The 20,804-nt window shown below is 41.1% G+C and carries 18 protein-coding genes; 10 read left to right on the top strand and 8 right to left on the bottom strand.

Features of this window, described 5'->3' with window-relative positions; all coding sequences use genetic code 11:
* Positions 1–15: 15 nt before the first annotated feature.
* Positions 16–459: a thioesterase family protein gene (locus ORI98_RS06620; protein WP_306134707.1), complete on the bottom strand. Its 444-nt coding sequence runs from the start codon at positions 457–459 to the stop codon at positions 16–18.
* A gap of 195 nt (positions 460–654) precedes the next feature.
* Here ORI98_RS06620 and ORI98_RS06615 point away from each other — a divergent pair, with 195 nt between their 5' ends.
* Positions 655–1,080 (top strand): OsmC family protein, encoded by a 426-nt coding sequence (locus ORI98_RS06615; protein WP_261297291.1) that lies wholly within the window; start codon positions 655–657, stop codon positions 1,078–1,080.
* A gap of 445 nt (positions 1,081–1,525) precedes the next feature.
* Here the strand turns inward: ORI98_RS06615 and ORI98_RS06610 are convergent, their stop codons facing one another.
* The 4 genes from ORI98_RS06610 to ettA form a co-directional block, all read right to left on the bottom strand.
* A complete protein-coding gene (locus ORI98_RS06610) occupies positions 1,526–1,999 on the bottom strand; it encodes an NYN domain-containing protein (protein WP_306134706.1) in 474 nt (157 codons plus the stop codon).
* A gap of 36 nt (positions 2,000–2,035) precedes the next feature.
* A complete protein-coding gene (locus tag ORI98_RS06605) occupies positions 2,036–5,158 on the bottom strand; it encodes a multidrug efflux RND transporter permease subunit (RefSeq protein WP_306134705.1) in 3,123 nt (1,040 codons plus the stop codon).
* A complete protein-coding gene (locus ORI98_RS06600) occupies positions 5,158–6,237 on the bottom strand; it encodes an efflux RND transporter periplasmic adaptor subunit (RefSeq protein WP_261297288.1) in 1,080 nt (359 codons plus the stop codon). Before ORI98_RS06600 ends, ORI98_RS06605 begins: the two co-directional genes overlap by 1 nt.
* A gap of 613 nt (positions 6,238–6,850) precedes the next feature.
* A complete protein-coding gene (gene ettA, locus ORI98_RS06595) occupies positions 6,851–8,518 on the bottom strand; it encodes an energy-dependent translational throttle protein EttA (RefSeq protein WP_306134704.1) in 1,668 nt (555 codons plus the stop codon).
* Between the two features lie 505 nt (positions 8,519–9,023).
* Between ettA and glyA the strand changes: the two genes are divergently transcribed.
* The 9 genes from glyA to ORI98_RS06550 all read left to right on the top strand — a co-directional run bounded on the left by glyA (position 9,024) and on the right by ORI98_RS06550 (position 16,474).
* A complete protein-coding gene (gene glyA, locus ORI98_RS06590; protein ID WP_306134703.1) occupies positions 9,024–10,277 on the top strand; it encodes a serine hydroxymethyltransferase in 1,254 nt (417 codons plus the stop codon).
* Positions 10,278–10,406: 129 nt separating this feature from the next.
* Positions 10,407–10,856: a transcriptional regulator NrdR gene (gene nrdR, locus ORI98_RS06585; protein WP_261297285.1), complete on the top strand. Its 450-nt coding sequence runs from the start codon at positions 10,407–10,409 to the stop codon at positions 10,854–10,856.
* A gap of 29 nt (positions 10,857–10,885) precedes the next feature.
* Positions 10,886–12,022, top strand: coding sequence for a bifunctional diaminohydroxyphosphoribosylaminopyrimidine deaminase/5-amino-6-(5-phosphoribosylamino)uracil reductase RibD (gene ribD, locus ORI98_RS06580; RefSeq protein ID WP_306134702.1), 1,137 nt, complete (start codon positions 10,886–10,888; stop codon positions 12,020–12,022).
* 57 nt (positions 12,023–12,079) lie between these two features.
* Positions 12,080–12,736: a riboflavin synthase gene (locus ORI98_RS06575; protein WP_261297283.1), complete on the top strand. Its 657-nt coding sequence runs from the start codon at positions 12,080–12,082 to the stop codon at positions 12,734–12,736.
* Between the two features lie 79 nt (positions 12,737–12,815).
* On the top strand, positions 12,816–13,919 hold the full coding sequence (ribBA, locus tag ORI98_RS06570) for a bifunctional 3,4-dihydroxy-2-butanone-4-phosphate synthase/GTP cyclohydrolase II (protein WP_261297282.1): 1,104 nt from the start codon (positions 12,816–12,818) through the stop codon (positions 13,917–13,919).
* Between the two features lie 121 nt (positions 13,920–14,040).
* Positions 14,041–14,520 (top strand): 6,7-dimethyl-8-ribityllumazine synthase, encoded by a 480-nt coding sequence (ribE, locus tag ORI98_RS06565; protein WP_261297281.1) that lies wholly within the window; start codon positions 14,041–14,043, stop codon positions 14,518–14,520.
* Between the two features lie 11 nt (positions 14,521–14,531).
* Positions 14,532–14,936, top strand: a complete 405-nt coding sequence (gene nusB / locus ORI98_RS06560; protein ID WP_261297280.1) for a transcription antitermination factor NusB — start codon at positions 14,532–14,534, stop codon at positions 14,934–14,936.
* A gap of 87 nt (positions 14,937–15,023) precedes the next feature.
* Positions 15,024–15,983, top strand: a complete 960-nt coding sequence (gene thiL, locus ORI98_RS06555; RefSeq protein ID WP_306134701.1) for a thiamine-phosphate kinase — start codon at positions 15,024–15,026, stop codon at positions 15,981–15,983.
* Positions 15,980–16,474: a phosphatidylglycerophosphatase A gene (locus ORI98_RS06550; RefSeq protein ID WP_261297278.1), complete on the top strand. Its 495-nt coding sequence runs from the start codon at positions 15,980–15,982 to the stop codon at positions 16,472–16,474. Before thiL ends, ORI98_RS06550 begins: the two co-directional genes overlap by 4 nt.
* A 21-nt stretch (positions 16,475–16,495) precedes the next feature.
* Here the strand turns inward: ORI98_RS06550 and ORI98_RS06545 are convergent, their stop codons facing one another.
* From ORI98_RS06545 to ORI98_RS06535, 3 genes are all read right to left on the bottom strand, one after another.
* Positions 16,496–17,683, bottom strand: coding sequence for a hypothetical protein (locus ORI98_RS06545; RefSeq protein ID WP_306134700.1), 1,188 nt, complete (start codon positions 17,681–17,683; stop codon positions 16,496–16,498).
* Between the two features lie 72 nt (positions 17,684–17,755).
* Entirely contained in the window at positions 17,756–19,414 is a 1,659-nt protein-coding gene (gene recN, locus ORI98_RS06540; protein ID WP_261297276.1) for a DNA repair protein RecN, read from the bottom strand.
* 128 nt (positions 19,415–19,542) lie between these two features.
* Positions 19,543–20,511: an AEC family transporter gene (locus ORI98_RS06535; RefSeq protein WP_261297275.1), complete on the bottom strand. Its 969-nt coding sequence runs from the start codon at positions 20,509–20,511 to the stop codon at positions 19,543–19,545.
* Positions 20,512–20,804: the final 293 nt, after the last annotated feature.

The raw sequence follows: 20,804 nt of genomic DNA, 5'->3' as shown, positions 1-20,804 counted from the left end.
TGATGATTATGTGCGTTATTTGGGCATGGTTTGATTCAGCAAGGCTATTAATTGTGCTGGCATTGCCGTTAGTTGTCTTTTGTTGTTCATACACACCATTTCAATATGTGCGGTTACAGCGGCTTTCGTGGCATTGGGCCGCCAAATTTCTTGTTTCCAAATAGTGCGATATTTACTTTCGAAACAAAATTGCGTTCTCACGTCGATGATATCTGCGAATTCCACACCATCATGGCAAATCATGTCACTCTTATAGACCGCAAACCCTAAACCTTGTTGATTCCATAGTGTTTGTAAAACATCTGCACCAATAACGTGTTCGCGCGCTCGTTCAAAATATTTCAGAAAATTAGGGTGGTATACCACGCCTGAAAAATCAGTATCTTCATAGTAAATTTGCACCGCAAAGTGGGCTGATTCACTCCATATAAATGCGTTACTATTACTTGGCTTTTGCATGATGTTCCTAACTGTCAGTGTTTAAATACGATTTAAAATAAGCGATGGGCAGTGTAGAGGATTTTGAGATTTATTTCAGTGAATTTATCCCAGTTGATTTTGCAAGTTTAAGTTAGCATTGCAAATAAAAGCATTTCAGCGGTATAATTTATCCATAAGATTTTTCTAATGAATGTTGTTATAAATGGAGCAATAATGGCTGATAAAATTGTTGAAGTTAACACAACCATGGGTGAAAGTTGGAAAGTGACTGCGCAAATTCGCGAGCATACGTTAATTATTGATCAGCCAACGGCTGGCAATGAAGGCGCAAATCCGTTGGAAACTTTTTTGTTCTCGTTAGCGGGGTGCATTTCTGCCATAGCTAAAATGGTGGCTCGTGACAAAAAAATCCATATTCGTCAATTTGATGTGCAAGTGAAAGCAGTACTCAATACCGCAGGGCTTTCAGGGCTGCAAACGGATGATCCTGTTGGATTTAAACAAATCGATTTAATTGCCACCATTGATGCTGATTTAGATGAGCAGCAAAAACAAGATTTTCTTGATGCTGTCTGTCATCGCTGTCCAGTACACGATAACTTATTAAAACCAACGTTAGTGACTCATAGTGCAAACTAATTGCTTCTAGCGATATTTAAGCCGTGATTAAAACGTCGTTTGTATTGTGAGCTATCCAGCGTTGAGTTTAACGATAAATACTAATATGACAATGGCCTGATTACTGACGTTACAAGGCCATTTTTTATGTCATATGATCAAGTTAGGTTTAATTCATCTAGGGATAAATGAAGATTAAGTTTCAGTCGCTAGAGCTCAAACTACGTTATTTTTAAACATAAATCTGTTTGGTGATTTAAGGTGAAAGTAAAGGGGGAAATACCTTAACGATAGATTATAACCGTAGCCAATATGTCGACTAACGTAGGTCACCATTAGCTTCACAATTGGCGTAAAAATTAGCGTTAACCAGAGTATCGTTAGCAATGACGAGTGATGCAAATAATACATAATCAGTTGCGCTAGTTAACAAAAACGCTATATAAAACCATTGCTAATACACGTGCTAACGCAGCAAATTATTATCAATAGGCGTGTGCAATTGACATTGATCGGTTAATGATTTTGCGGTTAATCGCACCACACTAATCACATGGGTTAAACAATCATACTTACGATTTATGGCTTGTATCAGTAAATCAAAATCCCCATCACCAGAGAGTAAAATCACTTCATTGATGTCTGCGGAAAGTTCTAACATATCGATGGTAATTCCAACGTCCCAGTCGCCTTTAGCTGAACCATCGCTGCGTTGAATATACGGCTTGGTTTTTACGGTAAAACCAATATGCTTTAACGCATCCTGAAATTTAACCTGACCATCATCATTAGGGGCTATGGCATAGGCGATAGCGTGGACAATTTCACCACGCTCTTCTAATTGCTTATACAATTCACGGTAATTAAAGCTACGATTAAAAGCCTGTTTACAGGTGTAATAAATATTTTGAACATCCACAAATACGGCAATTTTATACATTTATTAACCTACAAGGTGTGAGTAAAGGTCGCTGGGTTAGGGCATGTTAACACACTCGTTGTTGGACTTTTGCTGTTTTGCTATCGCTTCATCTAATTGAGCGGCAACGTATCCTGGTGATTTGGTTGAAGCCGAAATCAGTCGATACATTGCAGGAATAACAAACAGAGTGACTAACGTTGCGAAGGCCATACCAAAAAATATCACGGTGCCTACGGCAATTCTGCTTTCACTGCCTGCACCTGTTGATAGGATGAGCGGCAAAGCGCCTATTAAGGTTGTAAACGCTGTCATCAAAATAGGACGTAATCGGCGTGCTGATGCATCAATAATCGCTTGATTTAAACTTAGCCCTCTATCTCTTAGCTGATTAGCAAATTCAACAATCAAAATACCATTTTTGGTCACCATACCGATCAGCATGATCATCCCTATTTGACTGTAAATATTGATCCCTTGGCTGGTGAGTGTTAAACCAATAAAGCCACCCAAAATACCCATCGGCACCGTTAGCATGACGACCAAAGGATTGATAAAGCTTTCAAATTGTCCGGCTAATACTAAGTAAGCGACCAATAAGGCCAGGCCAAAAACAATCATGACGCCGCTTTGGTTTTCTTTGAAGTCTTTAGACTCACCCGTGTAAGCAATGGAAATATCATCGGGTAGTAGTGAGATGGCTCGTTGATCAAGAAAAGCCAACCCTTCACCTAAAGTGTACCCTTCGCCTAAATTGGCTTTTAGCGTAATCGATTTTTGCTTATTGGTATGGCTTAGCTTTTGCGGTGAGGCGACCTCCTCGATATTGGTGACAGTATCTAAGGTGATGAGCTCGCCTTTATTTGAACGTAAATAAATCTTACTAAGGTCGGACACACTGTTAAAACTGTTTTCATCACCTCTAAGGTAAACGTCGTACTCTTCTCCTCGGTCAATAAAGGTGGTTGCACTGCGTCCGCCTAACATGACTTCAAGGGTATCTGAAATGCTTGCTACACTTAAACCCAGCTGAGCGGCGATTTGTTTATCGATAGTAACCACTAACTCAGGGGTGGTTTCGGCATAGTCTAAATCAGCGCCTTCTAAGATGGGGCTATCGTCAGCTTCCTGTTGAAGAATCTGTGCCCACTTAAATAATTCTTGATAGTCAGAGCCTCCTAACACAAATTGAACCGGCTCACTCGATTGGCCTCTAAAGCCTGGCATCATAGGACGTACCATTACATCAGGGATATCTTTCAGTGATGATGAAATAAGTGCTAATGCCTGTTTAACATTAGTGTCTCTGTGTTCCCAATCTTCTAATTGAATGATGACAAAACCGGTTTGGTCGCCAGCTCGACCGCCAAATGCGGGAGCCTGTACGCTGAATGATTTAATGGTGCCTTGTCCTAGCAATGGCATTAGCCTTTGTTCAACAATATCCATATTGGCGATCATGCGGTTGTAACTTGTTCCTTCAGCCCCTTTAATAAAGGCAAACAGTACGCCACGGTCTTCTTGTGGTGCCAGTTGTGAAGGAACCTGTTGCATTAATAAGTAACTTCCACCCAAACAGGCGATAATGACGAAAGGTGCGGCAACTCGCCAGTTTATCGCCCATGTCACGCCTTTTCGATAAAGCTGCTCTAAGCGATGAAAGCGGATATCAACCCATTGGTTAAAGGCGTTAGGTTTTACATTGGCTTTTAACAGTTTGCTGCTGAGTACAGGGGTAAGCGTTAATGCAATTAACGAAGAGAAGATCACTGACATTGCCAGCATGACTGAAAACTCGGTAAATAAGAGTCCTACCATGCCATCCATAAATGAAATAGGTAAAAACACCATCACCAGTACTAGTGTGGTTGACACTACGGCAAAGCTCACTTCTTGAGTGCCCTTGTAGGCGGCGAGTAACGGAGGCTCTCCTTTTTCTAAATGATGGAATATGTTTTCCACAACTACAATGGCATCATCAACGACTAAGCCAATCGCCAGAATAAGTGCCATTAAGGTTAATAAATTGATTGAGTAACCTAAGCTGTAGGCTGCCATAAATGCGGCAATAAGTGAGACAGGTACCGTCACCGCAGGAATTAATGTCGCCCTGACTTGACCGATAAAGATATACAGCACCAGCACAACTAAAACGCCGGTGATAAATAGTGTGTTGTAAACTTCATTAATCGAACGTTCAATGAATACGTTCGCATCATAATCGACAACTAATTGGGTACCCTCAGGTAAAAATTGCTGAACACTTTCAACCTGTTGGTGAACATTTTTAGCCACATCCAATGGGTTAGCATCGGATTGCGGAATTATCCCCAAGCTAAGGTTAACCACGCCGTCACTTTTAAAGGTCGAGTTTTCATTTTCTGCGCCAACAAAAACTTGTGCCACATCTTTAAGGTAAATTGGCGTACCATCATTGCTATTTCTTACCACTAAATAATCAAAATCGGCAGCAGTATTGTAAAGGCGCTTGGTTCTGACGGTCATAACTGTGGTGTCATTACGCACCTCACCGCCGGGTGTTTCGACATTTTCCGCTCTTAGGGCATTGATAATATCGCTGGTGGTAACATTACGACCGGCCATTAATTGCGGTTGTAATTGAACATACATCACCTTGTACAAGCCGCCTGAAATGCTGACAGAACTCACGCCCGTGATTAAGCTGAATTTATCTTCGAGTACACGCTGGGCGTAATCGGTTAACTGAGTACGATCCATTTTGCTTGAGCTAAGATTGACATAAATAGATGGCTCACCAGTGCCATTATCTTTAGATACTATGGGGTCATCAACTTCGTCGGGTAACCTTCGTTGGGCTTTGGCAACCGCATCTCGCACATCGCTGATACCTTCGGTTAAATTCCAGCCTAATTTAAATGCGATAGAAATTCGCGACATACCGTTACGGGTAGTTGATGTCAGCTCGTCAATGCCGCTGATCCCGGTTAATTCATCCTCAATAGCTTTGGTAACTTGGCTTTCCATAATCGTTGCCGACGCACCGCTATAGGTCGTCATCACAGTGACTACAGGGTTTTCTACGTCGGGCATTTCTCGGACTGATAATTTAGAGAATGACACTAGGCCAAATACACACAATAAAATACTCAGCACAATGGCAACAACAGGGCGTTTTACCGCGGTATCACTTAACCACATTAGCGTTGCTCCTGAGGTTGAGGTGATGAGAGATTAGCGGCGTCGGATAAGTCATTCACTGTTATGCCATCTCGCATATTGACTAAACCTTGCACCACAATATTATCGCCGATATTTAAACCTGCATTGATAAGTACTTCATTGTCTATTCTTGCGCCAAGTTCAACTTCGGTTTTTCTAGCGATATTGTCTTGGTCGACTACGTAAACGTATCGCTTAGTACCTGAATACTCCAAAGCTTGAACAGGCACCATTGGCGATGACACGCTAGGGAAAACCAGCGTTGCAGACATCATCATGCCGGGTTTTAGTTGGTTGTTTGCATTTGCAAAAGAGGCGCGCACGGTTAAGTTTAATGTGTCTTCATTCACTCTTGGATCAATCGCGGTCACCTTGCCTGAAAATGTCTTATCAGCCCAAGCTCGACTGGTCGCATTGATTGTCATCCCCGTAGTCAATAACGACAGATAATGTTCAGGAATATTCAGATCTAGGTATAGCTGGCTTAAATCATCCAATGTCAGTAACGACTCACCAGTATTAACCGTTTTGCCTTTACTAAAGTTTATTAAGCCAACGTTTCCTGAAAACGGTGCTATTAGGCTGTGATAATGTAAATCAGCACTGGCAGCCGCTAATCTTGCTGAAGCGATATCTACTTTGGCTTTTTGTGCTTCAATTTCTGTTTGCGTTATGGCGTTGACGTCGATGAGTCGTCCGAATTCATCTTGGATGCGTAATTCATCGGCGTAGTATGCTTTGGCCTCTGCCATATTGGCAGTGGCTTTGGCATTTTCTATGGTGATTAGTACTTGTCCTTGGCTGACATATTGATTCGATTTGACGTTAATTTGATCTATTTTTCCACTGATTTGCGGAGCAAGAAACACCGATTGTTTGGCTTTTAATTTACCGACAAGTGTAATGGATTGAGCTAATGGATGATTATCCACTTTGGCAGTGATTACAGGGATCGTTCTTGAAGCCGGTTTTTCTTTAGGTTGTGGCTTATCTTTGCTAAGCACCATCCCGGTAATTGCAGCGGTCAGTAAAATAATAAGGATGATAATTTTTTTCATAAAAAAGCGATCTCAATAAGAGTATTAGCCAAAACACGAGTGGGAGTTTAGTGGGGCTATTGTATTCATTTTTTATCATTGGAGCGTAAAGGTGTGTAAAACTCAGCGATTTTTTTGTTTCTAAACATAATGATGATGCAAATATGTGAATGGTTTTACTTGTGCTTTAATGTGTTGTTGATTTTTATTGGTTTAATTGTACGGTTATTTATTCGTTACACTGTGGAGGAGGGAGGAAGTGGTGTGAGCTTAATTGCAATGGTCGTTGCAACCGCTTTGCTGCAGCTAAAAATGCCGATTTCAATTAGCAAAGATATAAGGGCTGGTTAACATGTCATATTTTTACCAAACTTAACCGCTAACCGCTAACCGCTAACCGCTAACCGCTAACCGCTAACCGCTAACCATTAACAACTTATCAATAACCAATGGCATGTCAGGGGGAATAACGTTTTTAAACCATGGTATTAAGGTCATTCGTGTTAAAAACACGCTATTGATAATAAAATTGAAGCTTTTGAATATAAATTTAATGATATTTTGAGCGTGCAATCAGTTTGTGGCAAGACAAACAAAAACAGGAGCCGAAGCTCCCGTTTTATTAACAGTATGATTACTTAGTCATTCGCTTGTATTTTAAACGATGAGGTTCGACGATATCCGCACCATAGGTATTTTTTAACCAGGTTGAATATTCTGTAAAGTTGCCTTCATAGAAGTTAACTTTACCTTCGTCACGGTAATCTAAGATGTGAGTCGCGATACGGTCTAAGAACCAACGGTCATGCGAAATCACCATGGCACATCCAGGGAACTCAAGCAGAGCTTCTTCGAGTGCGCGCAGGGTTTCTACATCTAAATCGTTGGTGGGTTCATCGAGGAGTAATACGTTACCGCCAGCTTGAAGCAGCTTAGAAAGGTGAACTCGGTTACGTTCACCACCTGACAGCGTACCAATAATTTTTTGTTGATCGCCACCACGGAAGTTAAAGCGGCCAACATAAGCACGGCTAGGTATTTCCATATTGCCGACTTTCATAATGTCTTGGCCGCCAGAGATTTCTTGCCAAACGGTATTTTTATCATTCATTGAGTCACGGAACTGCTCAACAGAGGCAATTTGTACCGATTCACCAATCGAAATACTGCCGCTATCTGGTTGCTCAGTGCCTGAAATCATTCTGAATAAGGTTGATTTACCGGCGCCGTTAGCGCCAATAATGCCAACAATCGCCCCTTTAGGCACGGTAAATGATAAATTATCAATTAACACTCTATCGCCATAGGATTTGGTTAAGTTATTGACTTCGATAACTTTGTCGCCTAAGCGTGGTCCTGGTGGAATGAATAATTCATTGGTTTCATTACGCTTTTGATAGTCATTGGTGTTCAACTCTTCAAAGCGAGCCATACGGGCTTTACCTTTAGATTGACGACCTTTTGCCCCTTGGCGAACCCACTCTAATTCTTTGGCAATGGTCTTCTGGCGTGCGCTTTCAGTTGCCGATTCTTGTTGTAAACGCGCATCTTTTTGCTCTAACCAAGAAGAGTAGTTACCTTCCCATGGAATACCCTCGCCACGGTCAAGTTCTAAAATCCAACCCGCGGCATTGTCTAGGAAGTAACGGTCATGGGTAATCGCCACAACTGTGCCATTATATTCCTGTAAAAAATGCTCAAGCCATGCTACTGATTCAGCATCCAAGTGGTTGGTTGGCTCATCAAGTAATAGCATTTCTGGCTTTTCAAGTAATAGGCGACAAATAGCAACACGTCGACGTTCACCACCGGATAAAACTTCGATTTTTTCATCCCAGTCAGGTAAACGTAATGCATTGGCCGCACGTTCAAGAATGTGTTCTAAATTATGGGCATCCTGCGCTTGAATAATGGCTTCTAATTCACCTTGCTCTTTAGCTAATGCGTCAAAGTCGGCATCAGGCTCAGCATAAGCGGCATATACAGCATCTAAACGGGTCAAAGCGTTTTTCGCATCACTTACCGCTTCTTCTATGGCTTCACGCACGGTTTGATTTGGATTGAGTTTTGGCTCTTGAGGTAGGTAACCAATCTTTAGTCCTGGCATAGGGCGAGCTTCACCCTCAATTTCAGTATCAATACCGGCCATAATGCGCAGTAATGTTGATTTACCTGAACCGTTTAAGCCTAATACTCCAATTTTTGCACCAGGGAAAAAACTTAACGAAATGTCTTTTAAAATTTGCTTTTTAGGCGGAACAATTTTGCCCACTCTAAGCATGCTGTATACAAATTGAGCCATGGGATCCCATTATTTGATGAACACTGAATAGGTGTGATTCTAATGGAATCTGAATCTAACTTAAATCGGATTTTATCGCTTCGATGTAAATGGGTGTTTTTTATCATTATGAAACCTTGAGCACTAAGTCTATGTATCAAGGTTTCAGGGGGAATTAAGTAATAGGCGGTGATAGTGATGAGCAAGAATATGTTAGATAATGCATAAATACAGAATTTTATGCAGCTACTCTGTATAGGCTTCTTTTAAGAATTAGCCCTTTTAGGTATCAAAAGTAGAACAGTGTTTTTAGTGACTGTTTTAAGCTATCTATGAATCTAATCATCAAAAGTTTTTTACAATAAAAACATTAAGTTTATGAATAAAATCATCTATTTCATTTTCGCATGAGATTTTCTATTGCTCATAAGTAACTAAATTCATGCTGTAAGGCTGGGATTGTTTGCATTTGCAGAGTAGAATACCGCGCAACCCTACTACTATAAAACCTATCGTTGGAGTCACCATGCTTAAGAAAGCGATGAATATTGCGGATTACGATCCAGAATTATTTAAAGCCATTGAAGATGAAACTTGTCGCCAAGAAGAGCACATCGAATTAATTGCATCTGAAAACTACACCAGTCCACGTGTAATGGAAGCACAAGGTTCTCAGTTAACCAATAAGTATGCTGAAGGTTATCCTGGTAAGCGTTACTACGGTGGGTGTGAGTATGTTGACGTTGTTGAAACCTTAGCAATTGAACGTGCTAAAGCATTATTTGGTGCAACCTATGCCAACGTTCAGCCTCATTCAGGTTCGCAAGCAAACAGTGCTGTTTTCATGGCGCTATTGAAGCCAGGTGATACTGTATTAGGGATGAACCTTGCACACGGTGGTCATTTAACACACGGCTCTCCAGTTAACTTTTCTGGTAAGTTATATAATATCATTCCTTACGGTATCGATGAGTCTGGTCAAATTGACTACGATGAAATGGAACGTTTGGCGGTTGAACATAAGCCTAAAATGATGATCGGTGGTTTCTCGGCTTATTCTGGTGTTGTTGATTGGGCTAGAATGCGCGAAATTGCTGATAAAATTGGCGCATACTTCTTTGTTGATATGGCTCACGTTGCGGGCTTAATCGCTGCTGGCGTTTATCCAAACCCAGTTCCACACGCACACGTTGTGACGTCAACAACCCATAAAACTTTAGCTGGCCCACGTGGCGGTATCATTATCTCTGCAGCTGATGATGAAGATTTATATAAGAAATTAAACTCAGCGGTATTTCCTGGCGGCCAAGGTGGTCCATTAATGCATGTTATCGCCGGTAAAGCGGTAGCCTTTAAAGAAGCATTAGAGCCTGAGTTTAAAGTGTATCAGCAGCAAGTTGTTAAAAATGCTAAAGCGATGGTTGAAGTGTTTTTAGCTCGCGGATACAAAATTGTGTCTGGCGGTACAGAAAACCACTTGATGCTAGTTGATTTAATCGGTCGTGAATTGACCGGTAAAGAAGCTGATGCCGCATTAGGTAGCGCTAACATTACTGTGAACAAAAACTCAGTGCCAAATGATCCGCGTTCACCATTTGTGACTTCAGGTATCCGTATCGGTTCACCTGCAATCACGCGTCGTGGTTTCAAAGAGGCTGAAGCGAAAGAGTTAACGGGTTGGATTTGTGACATTTTAGATGATGCCCAAAATCAAGCTGTCATTGAGCGCGTTAAAGGCCAAGTATTGGCTTTATGTGCCAAATTCCCAGTTTACGGGTAATTCTGTTTTAGACTTGATTCTATGTTCAGAGTGTAAGCTGAGCCAAAGGTTAGCTTAACCTTGATGAACAAATAGGATAAACTTTAATGGCCGCTAATTTTAGCGGCCATTTTATTTTGTGGAGGTTCAATGCATTGTCCTTTTTGTAGCGCGACAGACACTAAAGTTATCGATTCGCGTTTGGTGGCAGATGGTCACCAAGTTCGCCGTCGTCGCGAATGCACTGAATGCCATGAGCGTTTCACCACGTTTGAAGGGGCTGAACTGGTTATGCCCAGAGTGATAAAACGTGATGGCAGTCGTCAGCCATTTGACGAAGAAAAATTACGTGGTGGCATGCTCCGAGCGGTTGAAAAACGCCCCGTGTCGATGGATGAGATAGAACAGGCGATTACCAAAATTAAATCCACTTTACGCGCGACAGGTGAGCGTGAAATTGATTCTGAAATGATTGGTAACTTGATGATGGAACAATTAATGAGCCTAGATAAAGTGGCTTATATTCGTTTTGCATCGGTTTATCGTGCTTTTGAAGATGTCTCTCAATTTGGCGAGGCTATCGCTAAGTTACAAAAGTAAATGTGTAAAATCCACTGAGTATTTTGTGTATGGCTTACGTGAGTGTTTTTGATACCCAAATGATGAGTCGAGCTATTCAATTGGCTCGCAAAGGACTGTACACCACCCGCCCCAATCCTTGTGTAGGTTGTGTTTTGGTGCAAAACGGTCAGATTATTGGTGAAGGTTATCATCAAGTGGCTGGTCAAGGTCATGCTGAAGTTAACGCGTTAGCCCATGCTGCTGCTAATGGTCACAAAACCGAAGGTGCAACGGCTTATGTTACCTTGGAACCTTGCAGTCATTATGGCCGTACGCCGCCCTGCGCATTAGGGGTGATTAATGCTAAAGTTGCTCGGGTTGTTATTGCTGTTAAAGATGCAAATCCCCAAGTGGCGGGTAACGGTATTAACATGTTGCGAGATGCTGGCATTCAAGTTGACGTAGGTTTATTAGAATCTGAAGCATTTGAGTTGAACCTCGGCTTCATGAAACGCATGAGAACCGGATTTCCCTGGGTAACTGTAAAAGTTGCAGCCAGTTTAGACGGCAAAACAGCGCTTAACAATGGTGAATCCAAGTGGATAACGGGCGCTACTGCCCGTGATGATGTACAAAAAATGCGCGCCCGTCATTGCGCACTTATTACTGGTGTAGAAACGATATTAGCCGATGATCCCAGCCTAAATGTCCGTTATGAGCAATTAGGTAGCTTGAAAAGCTCACTGTTACCCTCATCTCTACATCAGCCATTAAGGGTTGTGTTGGATTCAAAGGCCCGCCTAACCTCATCGTTTAAGTTATTTAACATTCAAAGTCCGATTTTGTTGGTCTCCACGCGTGATTATTCTGATGAGGTAAAATGCTCATTTGCCCAACATGTCAGCTTGCTAAGAGTTAATGCTAACTCGCAAGGGCGCGTTTGCTTAACTGAGTTATTACAGCATCTCGGCGTTAGTTGTAATAGTGTTATGATTGAAGCGGGTGCAACGCTTTCAGGTAGTTTTATTGAACAAAATTTAGCGGATGAGCTTGTGTTATACCAAGCAGATAAAATAATGGGGAGTGAAGGACGAGATATGTTGTTGCTGCCCAATTATCAGACGATGGACATGATCCCTAAAATAGTCTTAAAAGATAAGCGAAATGTCGGCCAAGACACACGATTGATATTCCGTTTAGGCTAAAATAGTTAATTATACATGTTCAGCAGTGTTGAGCATTTTCTATATAAGTGAGTCATTATGTTTACTGGCATTATTGAAGCCCTAGGCTCGTTACGAAAAATTGAACGTAAAGGTAATGATATTCGTTTGACCGTGGCTAGCGGTAAACTTGATTTATCTGATGTTAAATTAGGTGACAGCATCGCTACTAATGGTGTTTGTTTAACCGTGGTGCAATGTTTGGCTGACGGCTATGTTGCCGATGTCTCTGCAGAAACCGTGGCATTAACCGGTTTTGCAAATTACAAGGTTGGACAAAAAGTCAATTTAGAGAAAGCGGTTACCGCGACGACCCGTTTAGGTGGTCATATGGTCAGCGGTCATGTTGATGGTATTGCCAAAGTTGATGTGTGCGAGCATCGCGGTCAGGCCATAGAGTTTTGGTTAACAGCTCCCGCGACGTTAGCTAAATACATAGCTCATAAAGGTTCGATAACTATAGATGGCGTAAGTTTGACCGTAAACGAAGTGAAAGCGAACTCATTTAGATTAACAATCGTTCCGCACACCGCCAGCGAAACTACACTGATCAATTTGAAAGCGGGTGATAGCGTTAATATTGAAGTTGATTTGATCGCTCGATACCTTGAAAGGTTAATGCAGCCGCAAGCAGAGCATCATCCTAAATCTGGCGTAACAATGGCAATGTTAGCTAATGCCGGATTTATGAAATAAACAGGTTAAAACAGATAAACGTAAACCTAAAGTTCGACCCCACAAGCAATCATAATTAATAACGATTAAAGGTTCCCACATGGCTTTACATAGCATAGAAGAAATCATCGAAGATATCCGCCAAGGTAAAATGGTTATTTTAATGGATGATGAAGATAGAGAGAATGAAGGTGACTTGATCATGGCTGCTGAGTGTGTCACACCAGAAGCGATTAATTTTATGGCAACTTATGGTCGTGGATTAATTTGTCAAACCATGACAAAAGCCCGTTGCCAACAACTAAATCTCCCTTTAATGGTCACCAATAATAACGCTCAGTTTTCGACGAATTTTACCGTTTCAATTGAAGCCGCAGAAGGTGTTACCACAGGTATATCTGCCCACGATAGAGCGGTAACCGTGCAAGCCGCAGTGGCAAAAAATGCCAAAGCAGCTGATTTAGTGCAACCAGGGCATATATTTCCATTAATGGCTCAGGACGGTGGCGTGTTAATTCGTGCTGGGCATACCGAAGCGGGTTGCGATCTGGCTCGTCTTGCAGGCTTTGAACCATCGGGCGTGATTGTTGAAATTTTAAATGAAGATGGCACTATGGCACGCTGTCCAGATTTAGAAGTTTTCAGTGAAAAGCACGGTATTAAAATCGGCACAATTGCTGATCTAATCGAATATCGTAACAATAAAGAAACGACCGTAGTACGGGAAGCTAAGTGTAAATTACCGACTCGTTTTGGTGATTTTGATATGGTCACATTCAGAGACACCATTGATAATCAACTGCACTATGCATTGATAAAAGGTGAAGTCACTGCTAATAGTTTGGTGCGAGTTCACTTACAAAATACCTTCAATGATTTATTACATTCAGAGCGCGATCAAAAGCGTAGTTGGCCATTAGAAAAAGCCATGGCGCGCATTGCGCAAGAAGGTGGGGTGTTAGTGTTATTGGGCAACCAAGAGCATACGAGCCATATTTTAGCCAAAGTGAAGTCATTTGAAGCGCAAGATAATGGTGAAGCAACTGCTCCAGCGCAATGGCAGGGAACTTCTCGTCGCGTGGGTGTAGGCTCGCAAATTTTGTCTAGTTTAGGCGTGACATCCATGCGTTTGTTGAGTTCACCTAAGCAATATCACTCATTATCAGGCTTTGGTCTGCAAGTGACTGAATATGTTTCAGAGTAAAAATTAACCCTTTCAGTTTAACAATTTCAATAATTGCATTGCGCTCAGAGTGGTCGGCTGTGTTATCATACCGCCTCTTTCGCCCAAGCTGGGTGCTTTAGCTAAATTAGGTAAGATAAAAATGAACATAGTTCAAGGTAATATCGAAGCGAAAAATGCCAAAGTGGCGATCGTAGTATCGCGTTTCAATAGCTTTGTTGTTGAAAGCCTGCTCAGTGGCGCAATTGATACTTTAAAACGTTTTGGTCAGGTTCAAGATGACAACATTACTGTTGTGCGTGTACCTGGCGCAGTGGAATTACCATTAGCTGCCCGTCGTGTTGCAGCAAGTGGTAAATTTGACGGTATTATTTCATTAGGTGCAGTTATTCGTGGTGGTACGCCTCACTTTGACATGGTTGCCGGTGAATGTAACAAGGGACTTGCTCAAGTAGCATTAGAGTATGACATCCCCGTTTCTTTTGGTGTGTTAACAACAGATACCATTGAGCAAGCTATCGAGCGCTCGGGTACAAAAGCAGGCAATAAGGGCGGCGAAGCTGCATTAAGCCTGTTAGAAATGGTTAACGTACTGCAAGAGTTAGAACAACAGTTGGTATAGTAGGAAATTTAATGAAGCCTTCAGAGCGCCGTAAGGCACGCCGTTTAGCCGTTCAAGCTATTTATTCATGGCAACTGACAGACAACAATGTTGCTGATGTTGAACATGAATTCTTAACAGAACAAAGTTTAGACGGTGTCGATGTTGCTTATTTTCGTGAGTTATTAGCAGGTGTAACCGCTAAAGTAGCTCAAATTGATGAGTTATTAAAACCACACTTAGATCGTGATTTTAGTGAAGTGTCACCAGTAGAAAAAGCCATCGTACGCTTAGCAACATTTGAACTGACTTTCAAAAAAGATGTCCCTTTTAAGGTTGCCATTAATGAAGGTATCGAACTTGCGAAAGCCTTCGGTGCTGATGATAGTCATAAGTTCGTTAACGGTTTATTAGATAAGATCGTTAAAAACAAGTAATGCTAGAAACGGTATCTTCGGATACCGTTTTTATTTGTATCAAAATGCATCAAAGTTAGTTGGGCGGGGATCCGCACCGGAGTTAGCGTGAAAGAATTCCAACTTATCGAACAATTTTTTAAGAATAAAGGCCAAAAACGTCGCGATGTCATGCTCGGCATTGGCGATGACTGTGCTTTGGTTCAACCTGCTGATGGTAAAGTGATTGCCATTTCATGTGACACTTTAGTTGAAGGGGTTCATTTCTTTGCAGATATGCCTGCGCATGCACTGGGTTATAAATCTCTTGCGGTAAATCTTTCAGACCTTGCAGCTATGGGAGCAGAGCCTGCTTGGATGACTCTTGCGCTGTCATTACCGGATGTTAACCAACAATGGCTTGCTGACTTCAGTAGCGGACTATTTGAAGCTGCGGAATACTATGGTGTGGCATTGGTTGGTGGTGACACGACTCGCGGTCCTCGTTGTATTAATGTCACCATTAATGGCCAAGTCCCTAAAGGTAAGGCGCTAAAGCGCAGTGGAGCCAAAATTGGTGACTGGGTATTTGTGACTGGCAGCTTAGGTGACTCGGCCTTAGGTCTTGATATGCTCAGAAACAAACAGGTTATAAAACCCGAACACAAAGAGTATTTACTAAACCGCCATTATTACCCGACACCGCGTGTGTTAGCCGGGCAGGCTTTAAGAGGATTAGCTTCAAGTGCCATTGATTTATCGGATGGTTTAGTTTCCGATCTTTCTCATATCCTCAAGGCCTCTAATGTCGGTGCGGTGATCGATGCCAATGCAATCCCATTATCCAGTTCTCTCACCGAGAGTGTCGGTGCCGAGCAGGCTTTAGCCTATGCACTTACTGGTGGTGAAGACTACGAGTTACTTTTCACTGTTCCTGAAGCACAACGTGGGGCAATTGATACAGCATTACTTCATGCGGGTGTAAAGTTTGTTAAAATTGGCCAAATTTGCTCAGGTAATAAAATTAAATTTACCTTAGATGGTCAGCCTTTTACACCTGAATTCAAAGGTTTTGAGCATTTCTCATGAATTTACTATCACAAGATCCCGCCGTAAAGCGTTTACGCCTTTCTCACCCGATCCACTTTCTTGCATTAGGCTTTGGTAGCGGTTTAGCGGCTAAAGCGCCTGGTACATTTGGTACTCTCGCGGCCGTTCCGCTTTATTTGTTAATGTGTCAGCTGAGTTTGCCTGTCTATCTGGCGTTAACTGTGTTCAGTGTGATTATTGGCGTCTATATTTGTGACAAAGCAGCCAAAGATATGCAAGTGCATGACCATGGTGCGATTGTTTGGGATGAAGTGGCAGGTTTACTTATTACCATGATTGCAGCTCCTGCTGGTTTAACATGGTTGATTGTCGGTTTTATCTTTTTTAGATTTTTTGACATCATCAAACCTTGGCCAATTCGCTGGCTAGATGCCAAGGTGCATGGTGGTTTTGGTATTATGATTGACGATGTTCTGGCGGGCATTTTTGCTGCTATCTGTTTGCAAATAGCAGCTTATACCTTCGGATAATAACACCATTATTACAATGATTTACTTCAAACTGACTCGTAGATTTGTGGATTGCTGTTGAAGCTTTTTAATGTCCTGAACAATATCAAAATATTTGTCTATATAGGGTGGAGAGCAGCTTAGCATTTTGCCAATCGGGTTATATTTTAGTGCCCATAGTTGTTCAATAGTTGAATCCATTTGGCAATAGGCAAATTTTTGCATTAACTCATCATCAATTGTCTTAAATTTTGCGTTAATATCTGTCTTACTTATCTTATTATCCAAACTTTGTTTTTCTAACATCACTTTCTGATATTGTGCTAACAATACTTCGGAATTTATATTCAAACTGTCATTAATTTTGAAAAAATGCCCCAAAATCCATTGTGAATAAAATTCCACATCCGTCAGCTGGTATGAATTTTCACGTAAAGTGTTCATCACTGTTTTGCCGAAAATGTATTCACCAGCAAACACTCGTTGGATACTTTCTGCTGATAACTCATTATCGAGTGTCCAGGATATCGGATAAGTTCCTTTGTCTGCATCTTCGACTGAAAGGAATTTCACACCGCGCTCTAAATTACTTTTCATCATATTACCCGCAAGGTTAAAAGTAATTAGGTATGAAGAGGAGTGAAAAACATTATGCCAAAAACGATAGTCATCATTGAGGAAGTCATTAATGATACTTGGGCTATCAGGCCGAGACGAAAGCAGCGCATTAATCTCTGTAATTTGCTGTATTTCAAATAATGCGGCAATGTTCAGTTGTGGCCTTTCAACGCTAACATCAATATTTTCATGCCAGACTGGCAAAGTCATCAATTGATGATATTGAGCAATTAACTCAGCATGGTTTTGTACCATTAATTGAATTTGTGAAAGGTTTTTAGCAATAAAAGTTTGGCATTGCTCTATCGAAGATTGATAACAAGCTTGTTTGTATTGTCTTAATACAAGATTGTCATCCTCGGTTAAAGGTAGCGTTATCGGAGCTAACTGAGTGCCAACTATCTGCTGAGAAAATTTGAACGCATTATCCGCCTCACTGACTTGTTCAACGTCCTTTTCGGCTAATTGAGCCCACTTTTCTAGCTGTTGGCTATTCACAGACAAAAAACGATCCTGTGAATTAATGTAAAGTGCACTTGCAAATAAAACTACAAAAACAAAGGTTAACGAAAGTACACTATAACCGATTATTTTTGCCATTTTTTTTAGCATTGTTCTTCCTTGATGTAGTTAACCATTATTTTACAAATAATCCTGATTTTTAAAGGTATCCCGATTACTGTGCTATTGCAATAATTCCCTAGCATTTGCTAGGGTGTTTTCTGTGATGGCATCTCCGCCTAATAAGCGTGCTAGCTCATTAATTCGTTGTTCTTTATCAAGGTTTTTCATTGTGGTTTCAGTCTGCCCGGCTTTATTAAACTTGTTAACAAACATGTGTTGATGGCCGTTACCGGCGACTTGTGGTAAATGGGTAACACAAAATACTTGGGTTGATTCACCTAAGCTTCTGAGCATTCTGCCTACCACTGCTGCGGTTGGGCCAGAAATACCGACATCAACCTCATCAAATATAAGTGTTGGAGTTGATACTTTTTTAGCGGTAATAACTTGAACGCCTAAACCTATTCTTGACAGCTCACCTCCAGATGCCACTTTGGCAATGGGTTGCAAAGGCTGGCCTGGGTTAGTGGTCACTAAAAATTCAACTTGATCACAGCCTAAGCTATTGTTCATCTCGGGATTAAAGTTGACTGCAATCTTAAATTGTCCCTTAGGCATATTGAGTTCATGAATAGATTGTGTCACGAGTTTATCAAGCTCTTTTGCATAGCGAGTCCGACTTTGGCTGAGTTTTTGTGCATGCACTAGATAGGCTTCGCGATGGGTCACTAAAGCTTGTCTGACTTCATCTAATTTTGTTTCATCATCAGATAGTTCAAGTAATTCAGCTTTTAGTTGTGCGTGATGTGCCGATAAGTCTTCTGGGCTAACATGATGTTTGCGCGCCAGTTGCATAGCACTTGATAAGCGTTTTTCTAAATATGCAAAATGCTCTGGGTCTAACTCTAAACGGCTTAAGTAGTCTTCAATTTCACCCGAGCTTTCTTGTATTCTGATTAATGCTTCATTGAGCATATTGGCTACAGGAGCAAGTTTATCGTCTACCGTTTGTAAGTTATCGGCTAAATGAATGACTTTGTTTAGCAATGACTCAATATTGACTTCATCGTCTTCAGACAATAACGCTAAACTAGCCTGACATGACTCGATAAGCTCAGTGCCATTTGCAAGACGTTTATGTTCTTGCTCAATTTCGTCAAACTCTCCTTCGCCTAAGTTAAATTCATCTAATTCTTCAACTTGATATTGCAGTAATTGCTTGCGAGAAATACGCTCATGTTGTGCAAGTTCTAAAATTTTTAAATCGTTTTCAGCTTGTTTTGTTCGCTGGTAACTTGCCTGCACAGTATCGATTAATAATTTATGATTGGCATAGCTATCGAGCAACGTCAGTTGATGTTCACTTTTGAGCATTGCATGGTGGGCATGCTGGCCATGAATACCGATGAGCAATTGACCAATGGCTTTTAGCTGGGTAATTGGCACAGGATTGCCATTTATATAGGCACGGGAGCGGCCATCACTGTTAATGGTTCTACGAAGAATACAATCATCTTCGTTATCCAAATCGTTATCTTCCAACCAACGCTTAGCTTGAGGAACATCGTGTAAGGTGAATCTAGCACTGACTTCTGTTTTATTGGCGCCAGGTCGAACCGTATTGGCATCACTGCGATTACCTAAACACAAACCAAGTGCATCAATAGCAATAGATTTACCGGCACCTGTTTCACCCGTGATGGTGGTCATACCGGCTTTAAAATCTAATTCTAAAAAACGCACGATAGCAAAATTGTTGATGCTGAGTTGGCAAAGCATAATGAATTCCTGTCAATGAAACTACCAAACTACTGTATTGATAAACAGTATATACTGATTTTTTATACAGTAAAGTGGTTGATGGAAAATTATCTTTGGTTGTTTGTTAATCTGTTAGTGAGTGATATTTAACCATAGGATTTTAGTAGCGTTTCAATAATCGGCAAACTGAAAAACGTCACTAAGGTACCGTAGAGAATAGCTTGGGCACTGACATTGGCGTGCACTTTATAACGGTCTGCAAGTAAGTACACGCTCGCTGCAGTGGGTAATGCTGCTAAAATTACACCCATGGCGATTAGCTCTTTTGCAACACCGAAGATATGGAGCAATCCGAATGCAATGAGTGGTTGAACTATCAGTTTTAGCAAGTTGATTGCATTTAGCTCGGCAACAAGGCTAGCCGAGAATGGCTTATTACCACTTTGCTGGCGTAGGGCTTTTACCAGCACCATACCGATAGCGAATAATGCACAAGGGCTAGAGGTGTTACCCAGTTGATGAAACATTAATGAAATACTATCAGGCAGTTCGATATGGCAAGCTGATAAAGTAATGCCAATTAAGCTGCCTACAACAATCGGGTTTTTAGCTAATGCTGATGCCATAATCAAAATTGCGGGTTGAGAAGTCTGCTTATTTTTAATGGCTAGCTCTATCGATACCAGTGCAAATGCAAACATAATGACAGAGAGTAAACTTGCAATCGCTGCAGCGACTAGTGCCATTTTGTTATTTGGAAACATAATGCTTAATAATGGAATGCCAATAAATGCAGTATTGCCGAATGTTGAGTTTAGGGCTCGCATAGCAGAGATTGCTTGGTTTTTTGGGGTTTTCCATAAAGACACAAAAATGACAATCACATAGGTAATAATCATTGCTAGGCTAAAACCCGCTATAAATCCCCATTGAATAATATCTTCTATTCGAGTTTCGGCTAAAACAATCAATAAAATAGCGGGGAAAGCGACATAGTAGACAAATTGATTAAGGATAAGATCCGTATCGACAGGCAATATTTTTAATTTTTGGACTAAACCACCTAGTAACATGATGGCGAATACCGCAAATAGGGGCGTAAATACACTCGACATCCTCAGAAATTCCTTAGCAAAATGATAGTGTTGCCACATTACTACTTCTGATTGTTGTGATGCAATTAGACTATGGCTAAAAGTCATCAATTGGGCTTAATACAGTTAGATTTTTATCGCTTAGTCTTTAATCACTTAGTCTTTAGTCACTAGACTGTAAGCTTTTATGCCTAACACAATGCTAAGGCTGTATTGTTATTTTTGACTTAGTTTGCTGAATAACATATCAAATGAACTGTCATTTTCTGAAGAGGTATTATCGAATTTATGCTGAAGTGTTTTCAAACTGAGTC

The sequence above is a fragment of the Shewanella sp. ULN5 genome (assembly GCF_030731885.1).
GTDB classification, from domain to species: domain Bacteria; phylum Pseudomonadota; class Gammaproteobacteria; order Enterobacterales; family Shewanellaceae; genus Shewanella; species Shewanella holmiensis.
This window is presented reverse-complemented; position numbering and strand designations above follow the sequence as displayed.